At 54.0% G+C, this 24,433-nt stretch carries 25 protein-coding genes; 9 read left to right on the forward strand and 16 right to left on the reverse strand.

Going from position 1 to position 24,433, the window contains the following annotated elements:
* The first annotated feature begins 180 nt into the window (after positions 1-180).
* A complete protein-coding gene (locus QN359_RS16170) occupies positions 181-552 on the forward strand; it encodes a hypothetical protein (RefSeq protein WP_322250123.1) in 372 nt (123 codons plus the stop codon).
* Between the two features lie 8 nt (positions 553-560).
* On the forward strand, positions 561-1,067 hold the full coding sequence (locus QN359_RS16175) for a GNAT family N-acetyltransferase (protein WP_322250122.1): 507 nt from the start codon (positions 561-563) through the stop codon (positions 1,065-1,067).
* 7 nt (positions 1,068-1,074) lie between these two features.
* Here QN359_RS16175 and QN359_RS16180 read toward each other — a convergent pair whose 3' ends face one another.
* Positions 1,075-1,350, reverse strand: a complete 276-nt coding sequence (locus QN359_RS16180; RefSeq protein ID WP_322250121.1) for a DUF1161 domain-containing protein — start codon at positions 1,348-1,350, stop codon at positions 1,075-1,077.
* 278 nt (positions 1,351-1,628) lie between these two features.
* Here QN359_RS16180 and QN359_RS16185 point away from each other — a divergent pair, with 278 nt between their 5' ends.
* Complete coding sequence (locus tag QN359_RS16185; RefSeq protein ID WP_322250120.1) at positions 1,629-3,791, forward strand: ATP-binding protein; 2,163 nt, start codon at positions 1,629-1,631, stop codon at positions 3,789-3,791.
* On the opposite strand, the gene QN359_RS16190 is transcribed toward QN359_RS16185, so the two are convergent.
* The 5 genes from QN359_RS16190 to QN359_RS16210 all read right to left on the reverse strand — a co-directional run bounded on the left by QN359_RS16190 (position 3,783) and on the right by QN359_RS16210 (position 9,304).
* Complete coding sequence (locus QN359_RS16190) at positions 3,783-4,985, reverse strand: DUF1501 domain-containing protein (RefSeq protein ID WP_322250119.1); 1,203 nt, start codon at positions 4,983-4,985, stop codon at positions 3,783-3,785. The genes QN359_RS16185 and QN359_RS16190 overlap by 9 nt on opposite strands.
* Positions 4,986-5,033: 48 nt before the next feature.
* On the reverse strand, positions 5,034-6,626 hold the full coding sequence (locus tag QN359_RS16195) for a DUF1800 domain-containing protein (protein WP_322250118.1): 1,593 nt from the start codon (positions 6,624-6,626) through the stop codon (positions 5,034-5,036).
* A 133-nt stretch (positions 6,627-6,759) separates the two neighbouring features.
* Positions 6,760-7,446 (reverse strand): DUF2076 family protein, encoded by a 687-nt coding sequence (locus tag QN359_RS16200; protein WP_322250117.1) that lies wholly within the window; start codon positions 7,444-7,446, stop codon positions 6,760-6,762.
* An 89-nt stretch (positions 7,447-7,535) separates the two neighbouring features.
* Positions 7,536-9,050, reverse strand: a complete 1,515-nt coding sequence (locus QN359_RS16205) for a YifB family Mg chelatase-like AAA ATPase (protein ID WP_322250116.1) — start codon at positions 9,048-9,050, stop codon at positions 7,536-7,538.
* An 11-nt stretch (positions 9,051-9,061) separates the two neighbouring features.
* A complete protein-coding gene (locus QN359_RS16210) occupies positions 9,062-9,304 on the reverse strand; it encodes an accessory factor UbiK family protein (RefSeq protein WP_322250115.1) in 243 nt (80 codons plus the stop codon).
* Positions 9,305-9,767: 463 nt separating this feature from the next.
* Between QN359_RS16210 and QN359_RS16215 the strand changes: the two genes are divergently transcribed.
* Genes QN359_RS16215 through QN359_RS16225 form a run of 3 tightly spaced genes read left to right on the forward strand, consistent with a single transcriptional unit; the run spans position 9,768 to position 12,468 of the window.
* On the forward strand, positions 9,768-10,517 hold the full coding sequence (locus QN359_RS16215) for a TorF family putative porin (protein WP_322250114.1): 750 nt from the start codon (positions 9,768-9,770) through the stop codon (positions 10,515-10,517).
* 15 nt (positions 10,518-10,532) lie between these two features.
* Complete coding sequence (locus QN359_RS16220; protein WP_322250113.1) at positions 10,533-10,871, forward strand: P-II family nitrogen regulator; 339 nt, start codon at positions 10,533-10,535, stop codon at positions 10,869-10,871.
* Between the two features lie 22 nt (positions 10,872-10,893).
* Positions 10,894-12,468, forward strand: a complete 1,575-nt coding sequence (locus tag QN359_RS16225; protein ID WP_322250112.1) for an ammonium transporter — start codon at positions 10,894-10,896, stop codon at positions 12,466-12,468.
* Between the two features lie 361 nt (positions 12,469-12,829).
* Here the strand turns inward: QN359_RS16225 and QN359_RS16230 are convergent, their stop codons facing one another.
* From QN359_RS16230 to ettA, 6 genes are all read right to left on the reverse strand, one after another.
* On the reverse strand, positions 12,830-14,113 hold the full coding sequence (locus tag QN359_RS16230; protein ID WP_322250111.1) for a hypothetical protein: 1,284 nt from the start codon (positions 14,111-14,113) through the stop codon (positions 12,830-12,832).
* A 104-nt stretch (positions 14,114-14,217) separates the two neighbouring features.
* Positions 14,218-14,781, reverse strand: coding sequence for a hypothetical protein (locus QN359_RS16235; protein ID WP_322250110.1), 564 nt, complete (start codon positions 14,779-14,781; stop codon positions 14,218-14,220).
* A 55-nt stretch (positions 14,782-14,836) separates the two neighbouring features.
* Positions 14,837-15,166: a DUF2288 domain-containing protein gene (locus tag QN359_RS16240; RefSeq protein ID WP_322250109.1), complete on the reverse strand. Its 330-nt coding sequence runs from the start codon at positions 15,164-15,166 to the stop codon at positions 14,837-14,839.
* A gap of 75 nt (positions 15,167-15,241) precedes the next feature.
* Positions 15,242-15,829, reverse strand: coding sequence for an IMPACT family protein (locus tag QN359_RS16245; protein WP_322250108.1), 588 nt, complete (start codon positions 15,827-15,829; stop codon positions 15,242-15,244).
* A 14-nt stretch (positions 15,830-15,843) separates the two neighbouring features.
* Positions 15,844-16,251, reverse strand: coding sequence for a flagellar basal body-associated FliL family protein (locus QN359_RS16250; RefSeq protein WP_322250107.1), 408 nt, complete (start codon positions 16,249-16,251; stop codon positions 15,844-15,846).
* A gap of 60 nt (positions 16,252-16,311) precedes the next feature.
* The gene (gene ettA, locus QN359_RS16255; protein WP_322250106.1) at positions 16,312-17,979 is read right to left on the reverse strand and encodes an energy-dependent translational throttle protein EttA; all 1,668 of its coding nucleotides are present in this window, start codon (positions 17,977-17,979) and stop codon (positions 16,312-16,314) included.
* A 186-nt stretch (positions 17,980-18,165) separates the two neighbouring features.
* Between ettA and QN359_RS16260 the strand changes: the two genes are divergently transcribed.
* Together QN359_RS16260 and QN359_RS16265 are read left to right on the forward strand one after the other, a co-directional pair.
* Positions 18,166-18,783 (forward strand): OmpW/AlkL family protein, encoded by a 618-nt coding sequence (locus QN359_RS16260; RefSeq protein WP_322250105.1) that lies wholly within the window; start codon positions 18,166-18,168, stop codon positions 18,781-18,783.
* 173 nt (positions 18,784-18,956) lie between these two features.
* Positions 18,957-19,466 (forward strand): DUF1993 domain-containing protein, encoded by a 510-nt coding sequence (locus QN359_RS16265; protein ID WP_322250104.1) that lies wholly within the window; start codon positions 18,957-18,959, stop codon positions 19,464-19,466.
* On the opposite strand, the gene QN359_RS16270 is transcribed toward QN359_RS16265, so the two are convergent.
* From QN359_RS16270 to QN359_RS16285, 4 genes are read right to left on the reverse strand one after another with little or no spacing between them, the layout of a single operon-like run.
* Positions 19,463-20,080 carry a YceI family protein gene (locus QN359_RS16270; RefSeq protein ID WP_322250103.1) on the reverse strand — a complete coding sequence of 206 codons (618 nt, stop codon included), beginning with the start codon at positions 20,078-20,080 and terminating at the stop codon, positions 19,463-19,465. The genes QN359_RS16265 and QN359_RS16270 overlap by 4 nt on opposite strands.
* Positions 20,081-20,090: 10 nt before the next feature.
* Positions 20,091-20,915: a methyltransferase gene (locus QN359_RS16275; RefSeq protein ID WP_322250102.1), complete on the reverse strand. Its 825-nt coding sequence runs from the start codon at positions 20,913-20,915 to the stop codon at positions 20,091-20,093.
* A 53-nt stretch (positions 20,916-20,968) separates the two neighbouring features.
* Positions 20,969-21,358, reverse strand: coding sequence for a group 1 truncated hemoglobin (locus tag QN359_RS16280; protein ID WP_322250101.1), 390 nt, complete (start codon positions 21,356-21,358; stop codon positions 20,969-20,971).
* Positions 21,359-21,408: 50 nt separating this feature from the next.
* Positions 21,409-22,314 carry a DUF3034 family protein gene (locus QN359_RS16285; protein WP_322250100.1) on the reverse strand — a complete coding sequence of 302 codons (906 nt, stop codon included), beginning with the start codon at positions 22,312-22,314 and terminating at the stop codon, positions 21,409-21,411.
* A gap of 332 nt (positions 22,315-22,646) precedes the next feature.
* Between QN359_RS16285 and QN359_RS16290 the strand changes: the two genes are divergently transcribed.
* Positions 22,647-24,359, forward strand: coding sequence for a sensor domain-containing diguanylate cyclase (locus tag QN359_RS16290; protein ID WP_322250099.1), 1,713 nt, complete (start codon positions 22,647-22,649; stop codon positions 24,357-24,359).
* Positions 24,360-24,433 lie beyond the last annotated feature (74 nt).

The following is a 24,433-nucleotide window of genomic DNA, read 5'->3' on the forward strand; positions in this document are numbered from 1 at the left end:
GACGCGATGGGAGGGGATGCAAACCCCTTCCAGAGTCTTTTCCATCGTCGCTTGCGACGATCCATTAACTTGTTTAAACATATCAGGTTTGACGCCACAGCGACGGACTGGGTTATCATGGACACGCGCCTGCACTTGTCGGTGCCGCGCGCCCTTGCCTCTTTTTGAACTGGTGCCGCCATGTCGTTTCGCTTTGTCTTGTTGATTACCATTTCCCTATTCGCCATCGCCGGCTGTGACCGCCTGGGTTTGGCCGATCCGGCCCGCGACGCGGCGTCAAAAGAAGCCGATGCTCGCGCCACCGGCAGCGCTTGCCGCCATGCCGGACGGGCGATTGAAGATTGCTATGCCTTGAACCCCGAAGCAGCGCGGGCAGCGATTTATGCCGGTTGGAAAGAAATGAACGATTACATGCGCGAAAACAAAATTGAAAATGTAAAACCTGAAATCGCCCGCTCCGAAGTACCGGCCGCCGCCGCCGAGGCGGATAGTTCAGCGGAATCGGAATCGGCGTCGGCATCTGCATCCGCTACAGCCAAAAGCAAGAAATAAAGCTGACTATGCAAATACGCGGGATGCAAGCGTCTGACTTGGCTGCGGTCTATGCGCTGCAAGCCAGCGTCTACCGCGGCGCTATGGTCGAAGCTTTGGAATTGTTGCAGCAACGCTTGCAACTGGCCCCTGCCACGGCGTGGGTGGCCTGCGATGGCTCGGCAGTACACGGCTATTTGATGGGATATGCCAGCGTGTGTGGCAACATTGCCAGATTGGCGACGCCATTTTGTCTGGCTGAACTGCCCGATGCCTTGTATTTACACGATTTGGCGGTTGCTCCGGCGCAGTCTGGTCGTGGTGTGGGACGGGCACTGGCACAGCACGGTATTGCTTATGCGCAAGACTGCGGACTCGCGCATGTGTGCCTGGTATCGGTGCAAGGCACGACGCGGTTTTGGGAAAGTCTGGGATTTCAACGCCGGCTGGAACTCAGTCCGGAACAGCAGTCTTGCCTTGACAGTTACGCCGGCCCGGCTTGGTATTACCAGCAGCAAAGCCCGGGCCGACCCTGAGCTTTGCTTAATCTGCGGCTTTGCTGGCTTCCGGGCTTTTGGCACTTTTAGTTTTCTGATACACGATTTTCTTTTCGCCACCCTCGCAGACACCCACCACCCTCAGCTTGGTTTCGGTGTTTTTATCGATGACCTTGAGTGAATAATTCTTGACGTCTTTGTGCTCGAGTTTCATATCGATTTTCTCGATGATGGTGTCGCATGGGGTGACGGCAGCCCAGACGGAGGCGCTGCAAAGCATCAAACCCATTCCCAAATACTGTACTAAAACGCGATTGTTCATTGGATGATTTCCTTATCGACAGGTGGTTTGTTGCTGTTATGAAGAAATTCGTTCTCGCGATGTTTGCCGATACGAAGCCAGGGTAATGCTTAAAAGAAATAATCAATTGCCTTCGTTCATGGTATTTTCGTCTTGATTAGGATAAATTGTCCTCCGGAAATATCCTATCATTCCACAAACTTTATAATTTACGCAATGATAATGATTGCTGCAAAGAAGTGTTTGTGGCTATTTTCACCTTTTTTATCATTTCAATCGATGGGCGCAGATTTTTTTCTATGAAATTGTCCGGATTACATACCAGCAGAATTGCCAAAGCACTCGCAGTCGGTTTAGTGGTCGCCATTGCTTTGGCCGCCGCAGCGTTTGTGTGGACCTTGCGCACCCAGGAAATTCATAAATGGGAAAAACAGACCGAAGTATTCAGCATCGTGTTGGCCGAAAATACCAGTCAGCAAATGGATTTTGCCTATACGGCATTGGAGAATATTTCGGAGCGGATACAGGATCGCTGGAGCGTCAATGAAAAGTATTTGATCGAGCAACTGTCAACGACGGAGTTTCACCAATTTCTGACAGAGAAGGTCGCGCTGTTTCCCGCCATAGAAGTGATTTCTGTGCTTGATGCCGATGGCAATGTGATCAATACCTCGCGCAGTTTTCCTGGCCCTGACTACAATCTGGCCGACCGCGACTATTTTCAGGCGCAACGCGACCGCCCTTCACAGGGGGTCTATCTTGGTAAGCCGGTGCGCAGCAAAACCACCGGCGATTGGATATTTTTCCTCAGTCACCGCCTCACCGGCAGCGACGGCGAATTCCTTGGTGTCGTGACACTCGGTATGTCCCCCAACTTTTACGCTGATTTTTTTAAAAAACTCAGCGTCGACAGCCACGCTTCGGTGAGTTTGCTACGTGCCGATTTCACCTATCTGGCACGCTGGCCAGAAAATGACAGTGTGATGGGAAAGAAAGATTTGACGGGCAGCAGTTTTCATTTGATTGAGGACTTACAAAAAAAATCGGGCATCGTCATTGCACCGGCGGAAAAAACTGCTGGACGTGGGCGCATTCCAGCGCGCATGTCAGCCATACAATCGCTGGATAAATATCCTTTGATCATCAACCTCAGTGTCGATGAAGAGCTGTATCTGGCTGACTGGCTGCAAATCAGCATCGCCATCGCGATTGTTTCTTCGGCGGCGATTGCCGCCGTGATCGCTGCGTTTCGTGTGCTGATTCAATTATTTTTGCAACGTGAGAGCGATATGCAGGTGATGGTCGCACTCAAGAGCGATGCCGATGTCATTAATCGTAATCAGACCGGATTACTGCAAAGTTTGACTGAGCAGCAAAAAGTCTCGAAAGAATCGTCAGATCGTTTGCAAGCGATTTTTCAAAACGCGGCCGATGGCATCATCATGATTGATGCCGACGGCACGGTTGATGCCATCAATCCGGCAGCGGTGGCGATTTATGGCTATCCTGCCATGGAAGTAGTGGGAAAAAGCAATCATCTGTTTTCCGTCTCGGGGCAACCGGCCTTGCTCGAGCTGGCGATGGCGCAGCCAGTATTTCGAGAAACCGGTCGACTGCGGCTGGAGATAGAAAGCGTGCGCAAAGATGGCGGCCTGTTTCCGGCCGATTTTGCGATCAGTGAATATTATTTGGCTGGCAAACGACAGTTGATCATCATTGTGCGCGATATTTCGGAACGTCGGAAAATTGAAAAAATGAAAAATGAATTCATTTCCACCGTCAGCCATGAATTGCGCACACCATTAACCTCGATCCGTGGCGCGCTGGGATTATTAGCGGGCGGCGCGATGGGAGATTTACCTGAGAAAATCAAACCCTTGTTATTGATGGCGCACAAAAACTGCTTGAGCTTGACGCGCTTGATCAATGATTTACTCGATATTCAAAAAATCGAAGCTGGGAAAATGGATTTTTCTATTGAACGACTCAATGTAAGTGCCTTGCTACACATTGCCCAACAAAGCAATTTCAGTGTTGCTCAAGCGCTGGCTGTGCATTTGACGATAGAGGAAGATGCGGCATACGTAGCGTCTCTTGAGGTTGCCGTCGACAATGGCCGCTTTGCGCAAGTGATGGCGAATTTGATTTCCAATGCCTGCAAATATACGCCGGCCGGCGGCGTGGTGCGACTGGTCGTGACTTGCCCCACGCCGACGATGGTGCGCGTAGCCGTGATCGATCAAGGCAGTGGTGTGCCGGAAAGTTTCCGCGATCGTATCTTCGAAAAATTTTCTCAAGCCGATTCTTCCGATACCCGCGCCAGAGGCGGCACCGGCTTGGGTCTGGCGATTTCCAAAGTATTGATACAACAAATGCATGGCGATATAGGCTATTGGAACCAAGCGGCCGAACTCGGTGGTGGGGCGGTGTTTTACGTCGATTTGCCGATTGCTCTAAAGTAAGGCTAGATCGCGTGCCTTGACGTTGTCGAACACGCGACTCAATTGCTGCTCATTGAGCCCGTACAGACGGGCGAACAAACCAGCCAGCACGGCGCGATACTCATTGAGTACCGGATAGTCGCGATTTTGAAACAGTTGTCCCGGTGTCAGGGCGATCTGCTCTCCGGCAATTTTGCCACCGCGCACCGCGCCACCGAGCACCCAATACACACTGCCATGACCGTGATCGGTTCCGCGTTTGCCATTTTCGCGGAAAGTGCGACCGAATTCGCTGATCACCACCACCGTGGTGTCGCGCCACGCCGCGCCCATTTCTTCCCGATAGGCGGCCAAGCCACGGCCGAACTCCTCAAATTTATTTGCCAGCATGCCTTGCGCGCCGCCTTGATCGACGTGGGTATCCCAGCCGCCGACATCGATGAAGCCGAGCGGATACTTATCGCGCATCAATTTGGCGACACGCTGTGCTTCCAATGCAAAACCCTTGCTACTGATGGCAGCGCGACTGGCGGCACCCATTTCTTGTTGCATTTCTGTGGCGATATCTTGGCGCACCGAAAAACCTTCCTGTACTGGTTGTGCCAGCGTGGTTTTGCGGTACATCTGTTCGATGATTTGACTTTGGCGTGGTTCCATCTGCACTTTCGACAGATTTTTCAGCGAGGTATTGCCGACTCGCGCGCTGCCTTGCATGGCCAAGGGCAATTGGTCGGTGAATGCCATGGTCGGCACGTTCTTGTTTTCGTTCAACACCGCAGCGAGCCGATTCATGAAGCCGGAATGAAAATCGCGGCGGCCGCTGAGCGGCTGGCCCAGTTCTATGCTGTCTTGGGTTTCAAAGTGACTACGGCTCAGGTCATCCGTACCGGCAAAGGGAATAAAGGCCAACTCGCCGCTGCCGAACCAAGGATATAAACTGTTGCGCAAGGCCGGATGCAAACCCCAGTCGGCCGTCAGCGGCAAGGCTGCGCGCGGATCCGGACCCGGGCGGGCAATGGCAATATTGGGGCGCGATTCATAATAGTAGTTGCTGGCGGTCGGCACCAACAAGTGGCAGGCATCGTAGCCGCCGCGTAAAAACACCAACAACAATTTTTGTTCACTGGCGGGGGCGGCCATGACGCTGCCACTCCAAGTCAAGGGCGACAGCGCCGACAAGGCCAGCAAACGACTCAAAGCGAGACGACGATTCATGCAGCTTCTCCAAAAAACCGGCCGGTGCCGGTAGCAACGATAGTCATATCAGCGGCGCATCATTTCCGGCGCCGCCAGAAAGAACACATTCCACTCATTTTTTGCGCCAGCTTGCTGCAAAGCTTGACGACTCTCGACGCTGAAGCTTTGACTCCAGCTTTGCGCATACGCTGAGCCGAGCAAGGCCGGTGCTGGCGGTTTATCACTTGGCCGCGGCAAATCGGGCGGATAAAACAGCGCCGGCGTGCCACTCCCTATGCTGCGGGCGATATCAAAACGTTGCGCCAACTGACCCGGGCTGGCCCACGCGCTTTCTGTCATCAAATAGCCGTCGGGAGTCTGATGGCCATTGAATGGCTGGCCCATCTGGTTGAGCCAGTTCAGTACCGGGCCGGGATTGACGATGTTGTTGCCATCGTAAGCCAGGCGCACCGCGCCAACGGCGTAATGGAGCGGGTCTTTGAATTTATGTCCGAGTGAAGCATGAAATTCCGGCGCATCAAACATGACCCGCAAGGTGGCGGGAATACTGCCGTCGCTGGCGAGAAAACTGCGTGCCATGGCATTGACCAGTGCCTCCGTGGGCGTATCGGAAACGAAATACGTGGCTAATTGCAGGCTGATGAAATGCGCTGTGGCAGGCTGGCGGCAGAGCAAATTGATGATGTCTTCGATTTCAGGTAGTCCGCGTCCAGCGATGGTTTGCCCGAGAATATGTTTGTCGCCGAAATCATGGCGTTGTGGATTGAATTCAAACAAAGCCTGACGCACATAAAATGGTTTGAGTTCAGGTCGCATCTTCGGTGTATCGCGGCTGACATTGATGGCCAAACCGGTCAGCGCGCGCGCTAATTCCTGGATATCGTGTTGGCTGTAGCCACTGTTGACCCCCATGGTGTGCAATTCCAGCAACTCGCGGGCATAATTTTCATTGATGCGTTGCGAAGCATTGAATTCATTGTCGAGATAGCGCAGCATGGCTGGGTGATACATCGTGGCGCGCAGTAAATCGTGAAAATTGCCCAAGGCGAAAGGGCGAATCGCGCTTTCTTCGAAATCGCCTAACATGGCGCGCAAATTATGCTTGCCGCTGTGGATATTGAAGTGATTCATCCAAAACCACGTCATTTGCTCTTGTAACTGCGCGCTCGAATACACTTCGCGCAACACACTGCGGCTGGCCGCTTCGCGCGCGAGTCGGTTCAATTCTTGTTGGTAGGCTTTGCGCAAACCATCATCAATACCTTTCTGGGCATCGGCCGCCGTCTTTTGCACCTCGAGTTCGCGCATCATCGTCTCGAAGGGTTTTTGGCTGATGCTCAGGGCATTGATTTGTGCTTGTATTGCATCCGGTACGATGCTATTGCGAGCGCGCAATTGCAGATCGAGATAGCGATCCATGCCCAGTGCTTGCATTTGCGCCGCCGAGGAGGCATTGGCACCCCAGCTCAAACGGTTGAGCAATAAGCGCGCATCGGTATGTTGTTTGTCAAATACATAAGCGATCGGCGGCAAGGCTGCTGCGCCCCGTGTTGGCAGCACTGGAATCGAGTTAGACCGTGGTGCTGTGCTGCAGGCACTGAGCAGTCCAACCAAGATCAGCAGGGGCAGGCGACGACGCAGGGTGGGGCGGTGTGGCATAGGGAGCGCTTCCTTGGTATACATTGTCCTATGGATACAACGGGATGGGCGCAGTTTGGATGACCGGCAGCTCGGCCTGAGTGCATTTGTTTTGTAACAAAGTACGCGCGTATGCTATCCGCGCGTCCCTCAATCAGCTGAGGTCGTCGACCTCGTCCGCGCTCTCGAGCGGCGAGGCAGCGCTTTGCTCGCTGTCAAAGTAGCCGGAGGACAGGTTGTTGTCGGTATTCGCCAATGGTGCGGCGGCATTGCCCAGACCAGATGCAGAATTGCCTCCCATCATATGACTGATGCCCTGATACAAAAATGCTCCGGCGGCCACTGAAGCGGCCGTCGCGGCAACGGTGCCGAGCATGCTGCCGCCATTGCCGGAAAAAAATCCGCCTGCGGCTGGTGCGGCTTGTGAATAGACGGGTGGTGCGGCGCTTGTGTTGTAGCTGGCATTCATCGCTGGCAGTGGCGCACCGCTGACCGCTGTTGCCATGGCAGGGGCCAAGGGCCGCGCATGGGAACTGTTGCCCCAATCGCTGGCGGCAGGGTCGAGAAAGGCAGTGCCAGCGCTGCTGGCAGCACTGCTAAGCGTCGCCACCAAGGCGGTTTGCGCGCGCAGTTCAGCTTGTACCGCAGCCAACTGCTGGCCGGCTTGTGCCACCGCTTGATCCAGCAAGAGCGCGCGTTGCACCAGCAAATAAGCGGCATCCGGCTGCCGGTTGACGGCGGCATTGATCATGTCTTGGGCTTGGCCATCCTTGTGAACACCCTGTACCTGTACCAGTTGATCTAAAAAATTTTGCAATACCTGAATTTCTTGCGGTGACATAGGGAGTCCTTGGTGGAAGAAGTGGGCCGGCAATCGCCGCGACAGGCGCGCAAGCGATTGTCGACTATTTGGGGATGTAGCAACAAATTTCAATGCTTGCCGAGTACGCGCCGATATTGAATCGCTTCGGCAATATGCGCGGCGTTAATCTGCTCCAGCCCTGCCAGATCGGCAATAGTACGTGCCACTTTGAGCACGCGGTGACTAGCCCGGGCCGACCAATGGAATTGACTGATAGCTTGTTGCAACAAAGCCATTCCAGCAGCGTTCGCTTGGCATAGTTGATCGATCTCACGGTTATCGAGAAATTGGTTAGCCTTGCCTTGCCGCTGTATTTGCCGTGTATAAGCCGCCGCCACCCGCTGCGCCATGGTCGCGCTGCTCTCGCTGGCAGCGGCCGTGAGCAGGTCGGCCGGGGCGACCGCGGCTACCTCGATTTGCAAATCGATGCGATCTAATAAGGGGCCGGAGATTTTACTTTGGTAACGCGCAATATTCTGCGGCGTGCAACGGCATTGCCCATTCGGATCGCCAAAATAGCCACAGGGACAGGGATTCATGGCCGCCAATAATTGAAAGCGCGCGGGAAATTCGGCATGCATCGCGGCTCGCGCGATGCTGACATGCCCGGTTTCCAGCGGTTGGCGTAGCACTTCGAGCACGCGCCGGCCGAATTCGGGCAATTCATCGAGAAACAAGATGCCGTGGTGAGCCAAGGAAATTTCACCGGGGCGCGGGTTGCTACCGCCGCCGACCAGGGCGGCTGCCGAGGCGGTATGGTGCGGGGCGCGAAACGGCCGTACTTTCCAATTAGCAAGCGTGAAGCCCGTGCTCAAGGATTGCAGCGCCGCGGTTTCGATTGCTTCGGTCTCGCTCATGGCTGGCAAAATGCCGGGAATACGCGTGGCGAGCATGGTTTTGCCGCTGCCGGGCGGGCCGCACATCAACAGCGCATGGCGGCCGGCGGCCGCGACCTCGCAGGCGCGCTTGGCCCCGAGTTGGGCTTTGATATCGGAAAAATCGGGGTAATGCGGTGCTTGTGTTTGTGGCGATGCAACATGTCGTTGCAGCCGCGGCGCTTTTTCGTCGGCGGCAAAATGTGCGCAAACTTGCAATAAAGAATCGGCTGGGTAAATCGCCGCTGCCGCCACCAGCGCGGCTTCATCGGCATTCGCGCGCGGCAGTATCAAGGCGGCCGCCGCACCACTGCCGCGCCAAATCGCACTCGTCATTGCCAGCGCCCCGCGGATCGGCCGCAGCGCGCCGGAGAGCGATAATTCACCGGCAAATTCGTAGCGCGCCAAGCCGCCGGCCGGAATTTGTTCGGAAGCGGCCAAAATGCCGAGCGCAATAGGGAGGTCGAAGCGGCCCGATTCTTTGGGTAAATCGGCCGGGGCCAAATTAACCGTGATGCGCTTGGCGGGAAAATCGAAACGCGCCGTCTGCAGCGCCGCTCGGACACGGTCTTTGGCTTCCTTGACTTCGGTCTCGGGCAGTCCGACGATGGTAAACGCCGGGATACCGTTGGCCAGATGCACCTCCACCGTTACCTGTGGGGCATCAATACCATGCAGAGCGCGACTTTTGAGTACCGCGAGCGACATGGCTGAATCACTCAGCTAAGCGCGGCCGGGCTTTCCAGAGCGGCCACGCGTGCTTCGAGCGCTTCGAGGCGAGCGCGGGTGCGCGCTAACACTTGCGCCTGGATATCAAATTCTTCCCGGGTGACCAAGTCGAGCTTGGAAAAACCTTGCGACATCAGAGCTTTGACGTTTTTCTCAATGTCCTTTGCCGGCGAATTTTCCAGCGCTTCGCTGAATTTGGCGTGTATATCGCCAAAGAAATTTTGCTTATTCATGGCATTCCATTAAATTATGTTGTATTTTTAACTTCGCACCAGTTATGTGCGAAAAATTGTGTTGCGCGATCTGGATCTCACTACACGCTTTAACTTGGTGCAAAACGGCGGTATTCAAGCGCTTGATTGACGGTTCACCGCGCCCAAGCGGAAATGATAACGCAAACCGGCGACGCTGCCCACCTTCATTCCCAAATGGCTGGCGAGCCATCGTCATGGGCAAACAGGGAGGCGGTTGTTTTAAATCAAACAAGCAGACCTTACTAGGGATGCAACATTGCAGGATGCGGCAGCAGGCTGGCACGACTCCTGCTAATACGAAGCTAACAGATGGTTTTTATTTAGGGTTCATTTCCCATATCGCTGCGGATGATCTTCCAGCGCTGTGATCAGGTTGTCGATGAAGTGGGTTCGATTCTTTGCATATTTATAATTTCTTTACAAAAACATTAGGGGAAACGCAATGAAACAATTAATACTCGCCGCCGCAGTTGCTGCAACATTGTTCAGTGGTTTGGTACAGGCAGAAGAAGCCGCCAAGCCTGATAACGAAGTGACTTTCAATGCTGGTTTGGCCAGTGAATACCGTTACCGTGGTATTGCCCAAACGCGTTTTGACCCTGCCCTGCAAGGTGGTGCCGATTACACTCACAATCCTAGCGGCTTTTACGCCGGTACCTGGTTGTCGACCATCAAATGGACCAAAGATGCCGGCGGTAGCGGCGACGTCGAAGTTGATCTGTATGCCGGTAAACGTGGCGAAATCGTTAAAGATGTCAGCTATGACGTCGGCGTGTTGACCTATGTGTATCCATCGAATGGTTTGGGTAATGTTGCCGGTTTCGCTAATGCCAACACCACGGAAATCTACGGCCAGCTTGGCTATGGTCCGGTGTATGCCAAGTATTCGAGCTCGGTCACGAATTTGTTCGGCACACCGGACAGCAAAAACAGCGGCTACCTTGATCTTGGTGCCAACATCGAATTGCCTGATACCTATACTTTGAATCTGCATCTTGGTCGTCAAATGATCAAGAACAGCTCGGCGTTTTCTTACAATGACTGGAAAGTTGGCGTGACCAAGGAATTCTTCGGCGTCGCTTTCAGCTTGGCCGCTCTTGGTACGAATGCCGATAAAAACCTGTACAAGACACCGGCCGGTAAATTCACCGGCAAAACCAGCTTAGTGCTGACTGCTGTTAAAACTTTCTGAGCGATCGAGGATAAGATGAAACTCATTACCGCCATTATCAAACCGTTCAAACTCGACGAGGTGCGTGAAGCCTTGTCCGAAATGGGCGTACAAGGGATCACTGTCACCGAAGTCAAAGGCTTCGGTCGTCAGAAAGGTCACACTGAGTTGTATCGCGGCGCCGAATACGTGGTCGATTTTTTGCCGAAAACAAAAATTGAAGCGGCGGTTGATGACTCCATCGTTGATCGTGCCATTGAGGCGATCGAAACAGCAGCGCGTACTGGCAAAATCGGCGACGGCAAAATTTTCGTCTACGACTTGCAACAGGTAGTGCGCATACGTACCGGTGAAACTGGCAACGACGCACTCTGATCCGCACACTAGGGAATTCACAATGAAAAATATTTTCAAACACATGCTGGCGGCGGGTGCGATGTTCGCAGCCTTGGGCATGAGCGCGCAAGTTCAGGCTGACGATACCGCACCGAAGGCCGATGCGGTTGCCGCATCGGTGACGGCGGTCAGCGCAGCGGCAGCACCGGCCGTGGCCGTGGCAGCTGCGCCGGCTTCGAGTGCAGTTGCACCAGCCGCACCGGCTGCTGTGGTCGACGCCGTAGCGGCCTCGGCAGTGGTGGCACCGGTGGCGAATAAGGGCGATACCGCCTGGATGTTGGTTTCGACCCTGCTCGTCATCCTGATGACGATCCCTGGTCTGGCCTTGTTCTACGGTGGTTTGGTACGCTCCAAAAATATGTTATCCATCCTCATGCAGGTGTTCATGATTTTTGCGGTCATCATCGTGCTCTGGTGTCTGTACGGCTATTCCTTGGCCTTCACCGAAGGGAATGCCTTCATCGGTTCGTTTGACCGTGTGTTTCTTAACGGTATATGGGATCCGGCCAAGGCGACCTTCAGCACTGCGGCAACTTTCAGCAAAGGCGTGGTCATTCCTGAGTTCGTCTATGTGGTGTTCCAAGCGACATTTGCGGCCATCACTTGCGGTTTGATTATCGGTGCCTTCGCTGAACGTGCCAAGTTCACTGCAGTGTTGTTGTTCGTGGTCTTGTGGTTCACCTTCAGCTACTTGCCGATCGCCCATATGGTCTGGTTCTGGACTGGCCCTGATGCAATCAAAGATGCGGCATCGGCAGCGACGGAGTTGGTCAAAGGCGGCTTCCTGCAACAAAAAGGCGCACTCGATTTCGCCGGTGGTACGGTCGTGCATATCAATGCCGCCGTGGCTGGTTTGGTCGGCGCGATCATGATAGGCAAACGTATCGGTTACGGTAAAGAAGCCATGGCACCACACTCGTTGACGATGACGATGATCGGTGCATCCTTGTTGTGGGTAGGTTGGTTCGGTTTCAATGCCGGTTCGGCACTCGAAGCCGGTGACATCGCTGCTTTGGCCTTCGTGAATACTTTGCTCGCTACCGCTGCTGCAACCGTATCGTGGGTGTTTGGTGAGTGGATGTCGAAAGGCAAGCCATCGATGTTGGGCGGTGCTTCCGGCGCGGTTGCCGGTCTGGTCGCCATCACACCGGCTTGCGGTTATGTCGGTCCTATGGGTGCCTTGATCATGGGCTTGTTGGTCGGTATCGTTTGCCTGTGGGGCGTGAATGGTCTCAAACGCTTGATCGGTGCCGATGATTCGCTCGATGTCTTCGGTGTACATGGCGTCGGCGGTATCTTCGGTGCCTTGTTGACTGGTGTGTTTGCTTCCCCGGCACTCGGTGGTCAAGGCATCATGGATTATGTCGCTAACAAAATGTCGGCTGATCCGTATTCGATCTTTGAACAAGTCAAGATTCAAGCAACAGCGGTTGGTACCACGGTGATCTGGTCAGCCATTGTTTCTGTGATCGCCTTTAAGCTCGTCGATGTCTTGGTCGGCTTGCGTGTACCGGAAGATGAAGAGCGCGAAGGCCTCGACATCACCAGCCACGGTGAATCGGCCTATCATTCTTGATCAAAAATCTGACTAGGGTTTGAAACCTCGGCCTTCAGGCCGGTGAGCGACGAAGGAGCGACGCGATGGGAGGGGATACAAACCCCTTCCAGAGTCTTTTCCATCGTCGCTTGCGACGATCCATTAAGTTGTTCGCTAAAGAATTGCAAGAGTAAGTCTCGTATCCTCAGTGGGTGAATAGAGCGCATTCCACTGATTTATAAGCGGTTTGGTCATATGACCAAACCGCTTTTTTTTATCTTCGTCAGATTTTTCCGTGGCCGTGCTCAATTCCACTGCAATTAAATCTACGCTTCTCACGCAAAAAAAACAGGCGCTGGCCGGTTCCCCCGACAGCGCCTGTTTATCTGTACAGCGTAGTTTATTTTGCGGCGGCTGGGGCAGCGTCAGCGGCAGGACGGAGATACAACCACAAGCGCGCCAGATCGCTGGCACCGTCGCCGGCTTGTAAGCTGCTGAAGCTGTCGCTGGCTTTGGCACGGTCACCAACTTGCAGATAGGCAATGCCTAAATGTAATTTCGCTTCATTGAGCGATTTCAATCCGCCTTTGGCGATGCCTTGCTCGATCAGCGCTATGCCTTTTTCTGCTTGGCCGTTGATGACGTAGTTGTAGCCGATATTGACCAAGCCAGTGCCGACTTTGGCAGTTTTCGCCGCGGCTTCGCCGGAATCGAGACTCTTGGCATCGTCAGCCGCTTGTTTGTATACGCGGTCGCGCAATTGCTTGTGCTTGGCTGCTTCTTTGCCGCTACCGAGCAGGTTGGCGGCATAACCGGCATCGACCGTGGTTTTGGCTTCGGCGGGCAAACCGGCCAACATGGCCAATTCACTCATTTCGACATATTGTGCGCCATCATCGAGGTTGTTGGTCTTGAGCAGCAGACGATAGAGATCGAGACGCAAACGATCGGCAAAGCCGGCTTGGCGTTCTACTCGGTACAACAAGTCGCCCCAGTATTCGCGGCTAGGATGGTGTTGGACCATGAGGTCGAGCACTTCCGTGTAGCCGGCATCATTTTTTTCATGTTGATAGCAGCTTGCCAGCAGGCGCAGGTTTTCTTCCGTCGGTGCGCGTTTGGCTTGTTGATCGCCACTGATGATGGCTTTGATGGTCGTAATTGCGTTCGGGTAATCGGCGCTCAGATAGTAGGCGCGGGCCAATAATTTCTGCATCGATTCGCTTTGGCTATCCAAGGCCAGATAGCGCTTGCTCCAAGTGATCGCCTCGGGGTATTTTTTTTCATTGTAAAAAGTGCCGGCCAAAACATCAATGAATTGTAATTTTTCACTGGGTTTGAGGAAGTCGGTGGTAAGCATGGCTTCGACCGATTGTGCCAACATAGCGGTGTCGTTGGTGCCGGCAGCCAGCACGGTGTGCATACGGTCGATGATGAAGAGTTCGTACGGTGTCTTTTTATCTAAGGCATTGAGGGCGTTGATTTTCTCTAATGCCAGCGGGTATTGTTTCTTTTCCAGTAAATCCTGGATTTCTGCCAGTGGCTTACCCATCTCGGCGCGCACGCTCATTTGTTTGCTCTGGTCAGTGGCTTCTGCGGCTTGCGTCAGTCCGATCGACAGCGGGGAGAAACCTGTACCCAGGGCAGAAAACATCATTGCGGCGAACAGGAAAGAAATTTTTTTCATCAGCGTATCCGGTAAGAAAATGAAGGTGGCAACACCGCTTCGGCAGCGATGGCAAGCGTGTCAGTGTGGCCGCAGCCCACATTATAACTGAGCCGCTGCTGCACTCACCAGTTACAGCCGGTGTCGATCACGCTGGCTGCGGCCAGCGGAATGATGGCGAGGATGCCGAGCCCGGAATAGGCGTGCAGACAATCCTTGCGCTCGGCTTTGCGCGTGCCGTCTTGTAAACGCTGTTCCAGCGTCGTGTGTTGTGCATTGGCGGCAGCCGCTAGCGCCGCCGGGCTTAAACGGTTTTGTTTATCGTAGGCTAAGGCGCTGCGCTTGAGTGCGTTGAGGTCTAAGCTGGCCGGCTCGGTAGTTGCCGTGGTCGTGGCTGGTTCAATGAGGGTCATGGCGGCTGCCGGTGCGCTGGCAGACTGGCGCGGTGGTGGCCGGTTACCGGGCCGGTCGCGCGCTGGCGACTTTGGTGCTGGCGCGATGCTTTGTTGCCGCGTTTCAATGGCGACACTCAAGATAGTCAGATACGCGCTGTCAGCTACCTGCGATATCCGCTGGCCGCTGTCGCGCAGTAGCAACCAAAGCCCGAGATGGAGCAGCACGGCCGCTGCCAATATGGCCGTATTTACGAGCGTATTATGGGCTGACCGAGTGGGCGGAGAGGGCATCATGCTGGGCGCCGGTCGTAACGATCTCAATAAGACCAGTGACAGGCGACAAAGTTCCTTACTCGGCCGGCTGGACCAAGACCCAGGGGTTGACGACCACGCTCCAGACCTGACAGTCTTGTTCCAGCCATTGCTGGGCTTGGGCATCGCTGACTTTGGCGAGCTGGCCGACGGCGAGCAAGCCGGCGATGGCCGCGCTATCGTCACGCGTCATGAGCAGGGCTACCGCGACCAAGTCGAGGCCGGGCGCGAGCGCGATCACGCTGCCACTGGCAAATTGTTTGAGCAAGTCGCGCCAAGGGCAGCGTGCGGTTTCGCCATTGATTTTGGCGTGCAAAAGATGGGTGTCGGGCATGGCAGTGGCGCTGATATTGTGGGTGGTTTTCATCGGATTGCAGAGTGTAAGCTTATTGACGGCAAAACACTACCTGCTGCCGCATGCCGGTGCTGTAAGTCGTCGGCCTCAGCACGGCGGATCGATCTCGACTTGTCCCTTGAGCAGGCGCGTCAGTTCGCTACGCATGGCGCTCAAATGTCTTTCTTTGACCTGCACCTGCAGCGCTGCCGCGACATGGTAGTCGACCTGCTGCACCTGGGCCTCAAACTGTGCCAACACATGACGCACTTGCGATTCATCGCCGAAGGCGACGCGTATGGTGATGACGAGCATGGTTTCGAGTTCAATCAGATGGGCATGTTTGAATGCTTCCGAAATCGCCTGACCATAGGCGCGCGTGAGACCACCCGCCCCAAGCTTGCAACCGCCCCAGTAGCGCACCACGACGGCCAACACATTCATGACATCTTTGTGTACCAGCACATTGTAGATCGGCTTGGCGGCGGTTCCCGATGGCTCACCATCATCATCGAGACCAGATTCGGCGCTGCACAGCAGCGCCCAGCAGACATGCACCGCCCCCGGGTGTTGGGCGCGAATGTGCAGTAATTGTTGGCGTGCTTCGGCACGGCTGTTGAGCGGATACAGTTGGCCGAGGAAACGGCTTTTTTTTATCTCGATTTCTGCTGCTGCGGGTGCGGCCAACTGATGCATGAAGTGTGTGCGACTTATTGAATCACGAAATTAACCAGATACACGTCCGTTACGCCATCATGTTCTTTGACTTCCAAAATTTTGTTGATCGCGGTTTTGATTTCTTCGATCAGCTCGCGCTTGCCGTCGGCGTTTTGAATATCGGTCGACTCTTTGGAACTGAGCAGCATGATCATCGCATGCCGAACCATAGGCATTTTGCCTTTGATTTTTTCGCCGAGTTCAGGATTGCCTAGCTGCAGGGTAATGCTGATTTGCAGATAGCGGTCGAAGCTTGATAAATTGACCGTAAACGGTTCAAGCGCCGCAACCGGCGAGCCGCCGCCGCCCTCTTTTGCGCCTGAATTGGCACTGGCTGAGCCAGCCGCGCAGCAGAGCAGCAGGCCAGCCAGGAAAATTTTCAGGAAGGAAGTGTTTGCCATGATTGTTAACCTTGGATACGAAATACGCGCCAGCCCGGTAAGCGGTCTGGCGCGGCGAACTTACACGCTCAGTGGTTTGTAGCGTATGCGCTTAGGCTTGGCACCATCTTCACCGAGGCGTTTCTTTTTGTCGGCTTCATATTCCTGATAGTTACCGTCGAAGAAGGCGACTTGTGAATTGCCTTCGAATGCCAGGATGTGTGTGGCAATACGATCGAGGAACCAGCGATCATGCGAGATCACCATCACGCTGCCAGCGAATTCGAGCAGGGCATCTTCGAGTGCGCGCAGGGTTTCGATGTCGAGATCGTTGGACGGTTCATCGAGCAGCAGCACATTGCCACCTTGCAGCAGGGTTTTGGCCAGATGCAGACGACCGCGCTCACCGCCAGATAAATTGCCGACGATTTTTTGTTGGTCGCCGCCTTTGAAGTTGAAGCGGCCGAGATAGGCACGCGAAGGCATTTCAAAACGACCGACGGTAAGGATGTCGGCGCCGTTAGCGACATCGTCGAACACCGTTTTGGTGTTGCCGAGGTCTTCACGCGATTGATCGGCCAGCGAAATTTTAGCGGTTTGACCGAGCACGACTTCACCGCTGTCCGGTTGTTCCATGCCTTTGATCATCTTGAACAAGGTCGATTTACCGGCACCGTTGGGGCCGATGATACCGACGATGGCACCAGGTGGGACCTTGAAGCTCAGATTGTCGATCAACAGACGGTCGCCGAAGGCTTTGCTGACATTCTTGAATTCGATGACTTCGTTACCGAGGCGTTCTGCCACGGGAATGAAAATCTCTTGGGTCTCATTGCGTTTTTGGTATTCGTGTTCGCTCATCTCATTGAAACGGGCCAAGCGGGCCTTGCTCTTGGCTTGGCGCGCTTTCGGATTCTGGCGCGACCACTCAAGTTCCTTTTGCAGGGCTTTCTGACGCGCCGATTCGGTCGATTCTTCCTGCTTGAGGCGCGCTTGTTTCTGGTCGAGCCAAGACGAGTAATTGCCCTTCCAAGGAATGCCATGACCGCGATCGAGTTCCAAGATCCATTCGGCGGCATTATCGAGGAAGTAGCGATCATGGGTAATCGCGACGACAGTGCCGGGGAAGCGCAGCAGGAATTGTTCCAGCCAATCGACCGATTCAGCATCGAGATGGTTGGTTGGTTCATCGAGCAATAACATGTCTGGTTTCGAAAGCAACAGACGGCACAAGGCGACCCGGCGTTTTTCACCGCCCGAAAGCACACCGATTTTGGCGTCCCATGGCGGCAGACGCAGCGCATCGGCGGCCATTTCCAATTGCAGTTCAACATTGTCGCCAGCTGAGGTGGAGATGATCGCTTCCAAACGTGCTTGTTCATTGGCTAAGGCATCGAAGTCGGCATCCTCTTCGGCATAGGCGGCATACACCAGCTCGAGTTTGGCTTTGGCTTCAAATACTTCGCCCAGCGCCGATTCCACCGCTTCGCGTACCGTTTGCTCGGCATCGAGCTGCGGTTCTTGCGGCAGATAACCGATGTTCAGGTTAGGCATGGGCACGGCTTCGCCTTGGATGTCTTTGTCGATGCCTGCCATGATTTTGAGCAGCGAAGACTTGCCCGAGCCATTGAGGCCGAGCACACCGATTTTGGCACCGGGGAAGAAGGATAAAGAGATATCTTTGAGAATCTGGCGTTTCGGCGGAACGATTTTGCCGACGCGGTTCATGGTGTAGACGTAATTAGCCATTTTTTTGCTGTTTTAGGTGGTAAAGACAATGGATGCAAGGATACCTCAAGCAGCGCGGCGGCGGCGAAAATTGGCAAAATTCCAGCCAAATTGTGCCTTGCACAAAACTTGATGTAGCGCAAATTGCATCGTGCAGGGCGGATCTACACTGCTTTCATCGCCATTCAACACAAAAAGGAAAACAAAATGAAAAAAATCGCCCTCGCTCTCGTTTTAGTCGCTACTGGCTTGACTGCCACCCAAGCCATGGCCGATGAAAGCCCATGGTTGTTGCGTGTGCGTGCAGTCAATATCGCTCCGGACAACAAATCTGACCCAGTTGGCGGCGTCGGTGCTGCTGATCGTTTAAGCGTGAGCTCGAAAACCATTGCCGAATTCGATGTGTCGTATTTTATGACGCCGAACTGGTCGGCCGAATTGGTGCTGACCTATCCGCAAAAACATGATGTTATGCTCGACGGCAATAATATCGGCAGCTTCAAACACTTGCCACCTACTTTGCTGGCCCAATACCACTTCATGCCTGAAGCCAAGTTCAGTCCTTACCTCGGTGCCGGTGTCAATTACACCCGTATTTCTGATGTGACTTTGCTCAATGGTGCCGCGAATCTCGATAACCACAGCTTCGGTTTTGCTTTACAAGCCGGTGTGGATTATAAAATCGACAAAAACTGGTCTTTGAACTTCGACATCAAAAAAGTACAGATTCGCAGTGATGTAACGGCCTCAGTCGGTGGCGCAAAATTGAGCTCGGTGAAAATTGATCCGGTCTTGATCGGCGTCGGTGTCGGCTACCGTTTCTGAAGCAGCCCTGAATATAGCGCGCCCATGGCGCTGCTGATCAAAAAAGCCGGTCACATGACCGGCTTTTTTTGGTTTCCAATAACAACAACACCCACGTCATACGCCCGACTTCAACTCGTCTTATAATCGAGCTCGATTTATTTAACAACGATTTCACCCAACGGAGTATGACCATGACCCTTTCCATGTATGTTGCAACGGTACCGGTATTGACACAAATCTTAGATAGTCTGTCGCAGGTGCTGAGCAAAGCCGAAGCGCACGCAAGGGCTAAAAACATCGCACCGGAAGTATTGTTGCAAGCGCGTTTGTACCCGGATATGTTTGCCCTGACTCGCCAAGTGCAGATCGCCGCCGATTTCGCCAAAGGTATCGCCGGACGTCTGGCTCAAGCTGAATTGCCGGCTTATGAAGATACAGAAGTAAGTTTTGCTGATTTGCAAGCTCGTATCGCCAAGACCAAGGCCTTCATTGTGGCGCTCGATGTCGCCGCTTTTGCTGGCAGCGAAGCGCGCGAGATCGTATTGCGCCCGGGTACGGACAAAGAAAAGAAATTGACCGGCCATGCGTATTTACTCAATTACGGCTTGCCACAATTCTTGTTCCACGCCACCACGACCTATGCGATTTTGCGTCACAACGGTATCGAAGTCGGTAAAAAAGACTTCATGGGCGCGTATTAATCAGTCTTGCCTTGCTTATCAGTTGGCGGCGCAGCGGCTTTGATGGCTTCCACATTAAAGCTCAAGTTCACCTCGTCGCTGACAAACGGCACATAGCGGCCAAGCTGGTAATCACTGCGGCGTATGGTGGTATTGCCATTCGCGCCGCAGGCTGATTTCAAATACAGCAGCATATAGCGGCAATGAAAGTGGGTAACTTCGATACTTACCGGCCGAGTGATGTCGCGTATGCTTAACTGCCCGAGAATTTTCTTCAGCTCGCCCTGCTCAAACACCATCTGATCCGATACAAAGCGTATTGTCGGAAAGCTGTCGCTGTCAAAAAAGCTGCGCGAGCGTAGCATCTTGTTGAAGGCTTCCGAACCGGTGTTGACTGAAGCGGCCTCGATCTCGATGTCGAGCGCACCGCTTTGCGCCGCCAGGTCGAGCGTGATACTGCCACTGTTTTTATCAAAGCGACCGCTTTGAGTCGACAAACCCCAGTGCTGATAGGAAAACGTACTGTAAGTGTGTTCCGCATCGATTTGGTAGCGATCCGCGGCAGCGGCCAAGCCGCAGATGCCGCTACACAGCAATGTGCTCAACAAGCGAGCGAGTGGGGCTGGAGCGAGCATGGTGCGCACCTCAGTGGCTTAATGGTGTTGTTGGTTTGACGAATTTCAGTGTCATCCGGTCACTCTCGCCGATGGCTTGATAAGCGGCATGGCCGGTCTCTTTATTGGCATACACTGGCGGCAAGGACCAGACGCCTTTTTCATGGATGGCCAAATCCTTGGGGTTGGCATTGATTTCGCTGCGCGCGGCGAGTTCAAAACCGGCAGTTTGCGCCAAACGAATTACATAGCTTTCATGCACATACCCGCTGCTGGCAGTAGCATCTTGCTCCAGCGCTTCCGGCAGACGGTGTTCGACCACGCCGAACACACCACCCGGTTTCAAGCTCTCATAGGCGCTGGCAAACACGGCCGCGACGGCAGCATCGCCGTGTTCCACCCAATTATGGATATTGCGGAAGGTCAGTACCATGTCGACGCTGGCTGGCGCGGCATAAGCCAGTTTTCCCGGCGGTTGGAAAATACCGCTGATAACTTGATCGTAGAGTGCTGGCGCGGCAGTAAATTTTTGCGTCAAGCGTTGATAAGAGCGTTGGGCGTAGGCATCGGTCGAGGCCGGATCGGGTGCGCCGGCGGCGATCAGCTTACCCTTGCTGCGCAGGTAAGGGGCGAGAATTTCGGTGTACCAAGCCGCGCCCGGCACCAATTCCACCACCGTCATCTGCGGCTGCAGGCCGAAAAAATTCAGGGTCTCATAGGGGTGGCGGAAGGCGTCGCGCGCACTGTTGGCGGCAGAACGTTGGCTACCGGCCAGGACGGTTTGCAAGGGATCGGCGGCATGACTGTGGGCGGCAAAACCGAAACACAATCCGGCGGCGAGGAGTAAACGATGCATGGTGGGGACCCAGGAAGGCTGACAGGAAGCCTCATCATAGCAAATTCGACGACTCAGCGCGGCGCGACGATGTCGCGCTTCATTGGTGCCAGTAAAGCAAGCAGACGATTCTGGCTGGCCGCGTCGATGCCGCAGCGCTCCATCGCCAGTTGCAAGTCTTCGACCAAGGCATTGAATTGGGCGCTGCGGATACCGAGCTGTTCATGCGTCTCGCGCATAGGGTCGCCACTGTAAGTGCACGGTCCACCGCTTTGCACGCAAAACTGTTCCTTGATCAATATTCCCAGACGTTTCATGTTCGTATCTTTGAAGCTGGCGGCAATCCGCCCATCTTCTGGCACGATACGTAGCATTTCATCAACGATGCGATTGATGCCGGCTGTTTCGCCGAGTGCTCGGTATAAGTCGTCTGGCGCGGCAGCATAGGCATGAGGGATAGACACACAGTACAAGATTGCCGCAAGGCGACATCGGAACAAGCTAGCCTTCATCCTTAATACCCCGTTTGCAATGACAAATACCAGCCGCGTTGCTTGGCTGGATTGAAAATGGTGATGTCACCGAGCGTGACATACGCCAAGGTAAGCGAAACATGCTTGTTTGGAAACCAGGCTAAAAAGGCATCGTAATAGGCTTTTTCCTGATCGACGCTGAGATTGCGTGGTTTGGCGCGGTATTCGATACCACCGACCCAGTGGCGCTCGAGTAAATACGCGAGCGATACTTCCGGCATGATCTGGTAGCGGTCGTGCAAGTCGCCGCCAAAGCCAAGCAAGCCCATTTGATTGGCTTTGCTCAGGCGAATCGTGCCGTTTAACAACAGGCTGTTGGCCAACAGCAATTTGCTCGCCGCCAGATAATAATCGATGCCATGCGTGTCGACTGCGCCGAGTTGGCGCACATTATCAACGCCGAGTGCCGCCAGACCGGCGAGTCGGTGATCGTGCTTATACAAGGCTCCGATGGCGATCTGCGGCTGCCAACGATCTTGGTCGGCCACGGGGTCGCCGCTGAGTTTGAGTTTGATGCCGACTATATCTTGGGCCAATACCAACTGATCGAGCGGCGCGCGGCTGCCGCTCAATTGCTGCTGTCCTAATGATAATTCGAGTTTATCGGCGATGCCAAGCGCAATGCCGCCGGTTTTCAGTTGGTAATCTTGGGTGCGCAGGGTACTGACATGTGCCGTGATGCCGTAACTATCTTCGCTGCCGTAGCCGCTGATCAAGGCCCACGGGCTCAGCCCACCACCACCAGCCGCTTCCACTGTCGCAACACCGCCAGTGGCCAGCAGTTTACCGTGATCGGGAGCGGCTGGAAATGATTGCGCCGTCGCTGGCAGAGACAGGCAGAGACTGGTAGTGCAAGCAAGAAAAACACGCAAATTAGACTCGGACATAAAATGACATGACAAAAGAAAGATAGGAAAAAGACGCGCACTCTGCTTTCATGCAATGCAATTGAATAAGTTGTAGTTTGGCATGTAAACTCAATACTGTCATAATTGGTTGCTTAAAAGATACTAATTAGAGGCTAATTCAATACGAATTAACAATTCTTGTCAGCATAGGAACACCGGCCCTACCATCCATGAATCAGTCCATAGTATGCTTAGATGTTTTAAGTTGTAGTGCTGCAGCAACTCGTTATTATGAGTTCTTGTCGGCGCAAAAATCACAGGCTGGCAACGCTGTTTTCCTCGTCGTTTTAATTTCCTTGAAGCAACCCTGCATGAGCCGCTCTTCCCTTCGTCGCGAACTAGTGATTCCGATTACCGTGTTGGTAATCGGTGTGTCGGCGGCGATTGGCTGGGTGTCGATGAAGGCTGGCACCGATGCGGTGCAAAGTTTGACGCACCGGATCTTGCTCGACATGGTCAGCGGTATCAATCTGGCGACCGAAAAGCATCTCGACGGCGCCATCACCGCGCTCGAATCGGTTGCTCCCAGCCGTTCGCACATGCCGCAGGAATTGGATTTTGATCCCGATTTGCGGGCACTCGAAACGAAGTTCTGGGCGGCCAGCGGTTTGTTCATGGACGTGAACAACTACGTCTACTTTGGCGGTACTGACGGTCGCTTCGTCGGTGTCTACCGAGTTTCTGCAGACGAAGTGCAGGTCTTGTGGCGCGAGTCGAATGCCAGTCGGCGCGATGTGTTTCGCGTGGTCGCCGTCGGTGATCGCACCACCTTGCTGCGCTCAGACCAAATGGATCCACGCACACGCCCTTGGTATCAGGTGGCGATGCGTGCCAACGCGCCGGTGTGGTCGAAAATTTACAATAATTTTTCCTTCCACTACCCGACCATCACGCTGGCCAAAGCCGTGTATAAAAAAGATCATGAATTTGCCGGCGTTGTCGCAACCGATGTGACCTTGAAGCAATTGTCTGTATTTTTAAGCAAACTTGAAATCAGCAAGAACAGCGTAGCCTACATCGTCGATGCCGACGGCTATATCGTTGCGACTTCCGGCAAAGAATTGCCTGAAAGAAAAAATAACGGCATGCCCGAGCGCATGCGTGCGGTCGAGATGAAAACCGCCCTCATCAGTGGTACCTATGCCACAATTGGCAACGAGCAAATCAACACGGCGCAAACCCGCTCGATGGAGTTGCCATTGGGCACAGTTGACATGGCGATTTCCCCGCTCGGCACCAAGCAGGGTTTGCATTGGCAAACCGTGGTGGCCGTGCCGCGTGCCGATTTCATGAGCAGCATCAATCAAGGTTTTTTACAAAGCGTCGTCATTGCGGTGGCCTGTATCATTTTTGCCTTGACGATAGGTTTGACCATCGTCGAGCGGGTGATCCGCGATATCCGCAAGTTGACGGCGGCGGTAGAAAAATTCGGTAATGGCGAAGCGATACCGCGACTCGACATTCGCCGTAGCGATGAAATCGGCATCTTGGCGCAAACCTTTAGCGAAATGGAAAACAAGCTGCGCTTCGACAAGCTGACCCAAGTTGCCAACCGTGAATCTTTATTTGCCCAGATCAGCCAATTGCAAAAACAGGCTGGTAAACATCCGGACGGCTCGCAAGGCTTCACGCTGCTGTTCATCGATCTCGATCGCTTCAAAATGGTGAATGACAGCCATGGCCATGATGCCGGCGATAAGGTCTTGGTGATTACGGCCGCGCGTTTGCGTTCAGCCATCCGCGATTCGGACGAAGTAGCACGTTACGGTGGCGATGAATTCGTGCTTTTGTTAAAGGACACCAAACATTCCATCGATATTCACCACATGGTCGAAAAGATTTCCAACTTGGTCGAACAACCGATCGCCATCGATAATGCCATCGTCGGCATCGGCGCCTCAATCGGTTGGGCCAGCTTCCCGGAAGATGGCCGTGACTATGTCAGATTGATCAAAATCGCCGACAGCCGCATGTACAACCGCAAGCGCGATCGCAAGACTGCCGCAGTGATTCACTTGGTGTGATCAAAAATCTGACTAGGGTTTGAAACCCCGGCCTTCAGAGGCTGTCGCAAAAGCCTGATGGACGTTTTTTACAC

It is taken from the genome of Undibacterium sp. 5I2, from assembly GCF_035019605.1.
Lineage (GTDB): Bacteria > Pseudomonadota > Gammaproteobacteria > Burkholderiales > Burkholderiaceae_D > Undibacterium.

What these genes read in the sequence shown, in the direction of transcription:
- QN359_RS16170 (WP_322250123.1), top strand. Translation starts at nt 181, where the DNA reads ATGTCGTTTCGCTTTGTCTTGTTGATTACCATTTCCCTATTCGCCATC.
- QN359_RS16175 (WP_322250122.1), top strand. Translation starts at nt 561, where the DNA reads ATGCAAATACGCGGGATGCAAGCGTCTGACTTGGCTGCGGTCTATGCG.
- QN359_RS16180 (WP_322250121.1), bottom strand. Translation starts at nt 1,350, where the DNA reads ATGAACAATCGCGTTTTAGTACAGTATTTGGGAATGGGTTTGATGCTT.
- QN359_RS16185 (WP_322250120.1), top strand. Translation starts at nt 1,629, where the DNA reads ATGAAATTGTCCGGATTACATACCAGCAGAATTGCCAAAGCACTCGCA.
- QN359_RS16190 (WP_322250119.1), bottom strand. Translation starts at nt 4,985, where the DNA reads ATGAATCGTCGTCTCGCTTTGAGTCGTTTGCTGGCCTTGTCGGCGCTG.
- QN359_RS16195 (WP_322250118.1), bottom strand. Translation starts at nt 6,626, where the DNA reads ATGCCACACCGCCCCACCCTGCGTCGTCGCCTGCCCCTGCTGATCTTG.
- QN359_RS16200 (WP_322250117.1), bottom strand. Translation starts at nt 7,446, where the DNA reads ATGTCACCGCAAGAAATTCAGGTATTGCAAAATTTTTTAGATCAACTG.
- QN359_RS16205 (WP_322250116.1), bottom strand. Translation starts at nt 9,050, where the DNA reads ATGTCGCTCGCGGTACTCAAAAGTCGCGCTCTGCATGGTATTGATGCC.
- QN359_RS16210 (WP_322250115.1), bottom strand. Translation starts at nt 9,304, where the DNA reads ATGAATAAGCAAAATTTCTTTGGCGATATACACGCCAAATTCAGCGAA.
- QN359_RS16215 (WP_322250114.1), top strand. Translation starts at nt 9,768, where the DNA reads ATGAAACAATTAATACTCGCCGCCGCAGTTGCTGCAACATTGTTCAGT.
- QN359_RS16220 (WP_322250113.1), top strand. Translation starts at nt 10,533, where the DNA reads ATGAAACTCATTACCGCCATTATCAAACCGTTCAAACTCGACGAGGTG.
- QN359_RS16225 (WP_322250112.1), top strand. Translation starts at nt 10,894, where the DNA reads ATGAAAAATATTTTCAAACACATGCTGGCGGCGGGTGCGATGTTCGCA.
- QN359_RS16230 (WP_322250111.1), bottom strand. Translation starts at nt 14,113, where the DNA reads ATGAAAAAAATTTCTTTCCTGTTCGCCGCAATGATGTTTTCTGCCCTG.
- QN359_RS16235 (WP_322250110.1), bottom strand. Translation starts at nt 14,781, where the DNA reads ATGATGCCCTCTCCGCCCACTCGGTCAGCCCATAATACGCTCGTAAAT.
- QN359_RS16240 (WP_322250109.1), bottom strand. Translation starts at nt 15,166, where the DNA reads ATGAAAACCACCCACAATATCAGCGCCACTGCCATGCCCGACACCCAT.
- QN359_RS16245 (WP_322250108.1), bottom strand. Translation starts at nt 15,829, where the DNA reads ATGCATCAGTTGGCCGCACCCGCAGCAGCAGAAATCGAGATAAAAAAA.
- QN359_RS16250 (WP_322250107.1), bottom strand. Translation starts at nt 16,251, where the DNA reads ATGGCAAACACTTCCTTCCTGAAAATTTTCCTGGCTGGCCTGCTGCTC.
- ettA (WP_322250106.1), bottom strand. Translation starts at nt 17,979, where the DNA reads ATGGCTAATTACGTCTACACCATGAACCGCGTCGGCAAAATCGTTCCG.
- QN359_RS16260 (WP_322250105.1), top strand. Translation starts at nt 18,166, where the DNA reads ATGAAAAAAATCGCCCTCGCTCTCGTTTTAGTCGCTACTGGCTTGACT.
- QN359_RS16265 (WP_322250104.1), top strand. Translation starts at nt 18,957, where the DNA reads ATGACCCTTTCCATGTATGTTGCAACGGTACCGGTATTGACACAAATC.
- QN359_RS16270 (WP_322250103.1), bottom strand. Translation starts at nt 20,080, where the DNA reads ATGCTCGCTCCAGCCCCACTCGCTCGCTTGTTGAGCACATTGCTGTGT.
- QN359_RS16275 (WP_322250102.1), bottom strand. Translation starts at nt 20,915, where the DNA reads ATGCATCGTTTACTCCTCGCCGCCGGATTGTGTTTCGGTTTTGCCGCC.
- QN359_RS16285 (WP_322250100.1), bottom strand. Translation starts at nt 22,314, where the DNA reads ATGTCCGAGTCTAATTTGCGTGTTTTTCTTGCTTGCACTACCAGTCTC.
- QN359_RS16290 (WP_322250099.1), top strand. Translation starts at nt 22,647, where the DNA reads ATGAGCCGCTCTTCCCTTCGTCGCGAACTAGTGATTCCGATTACCGTG.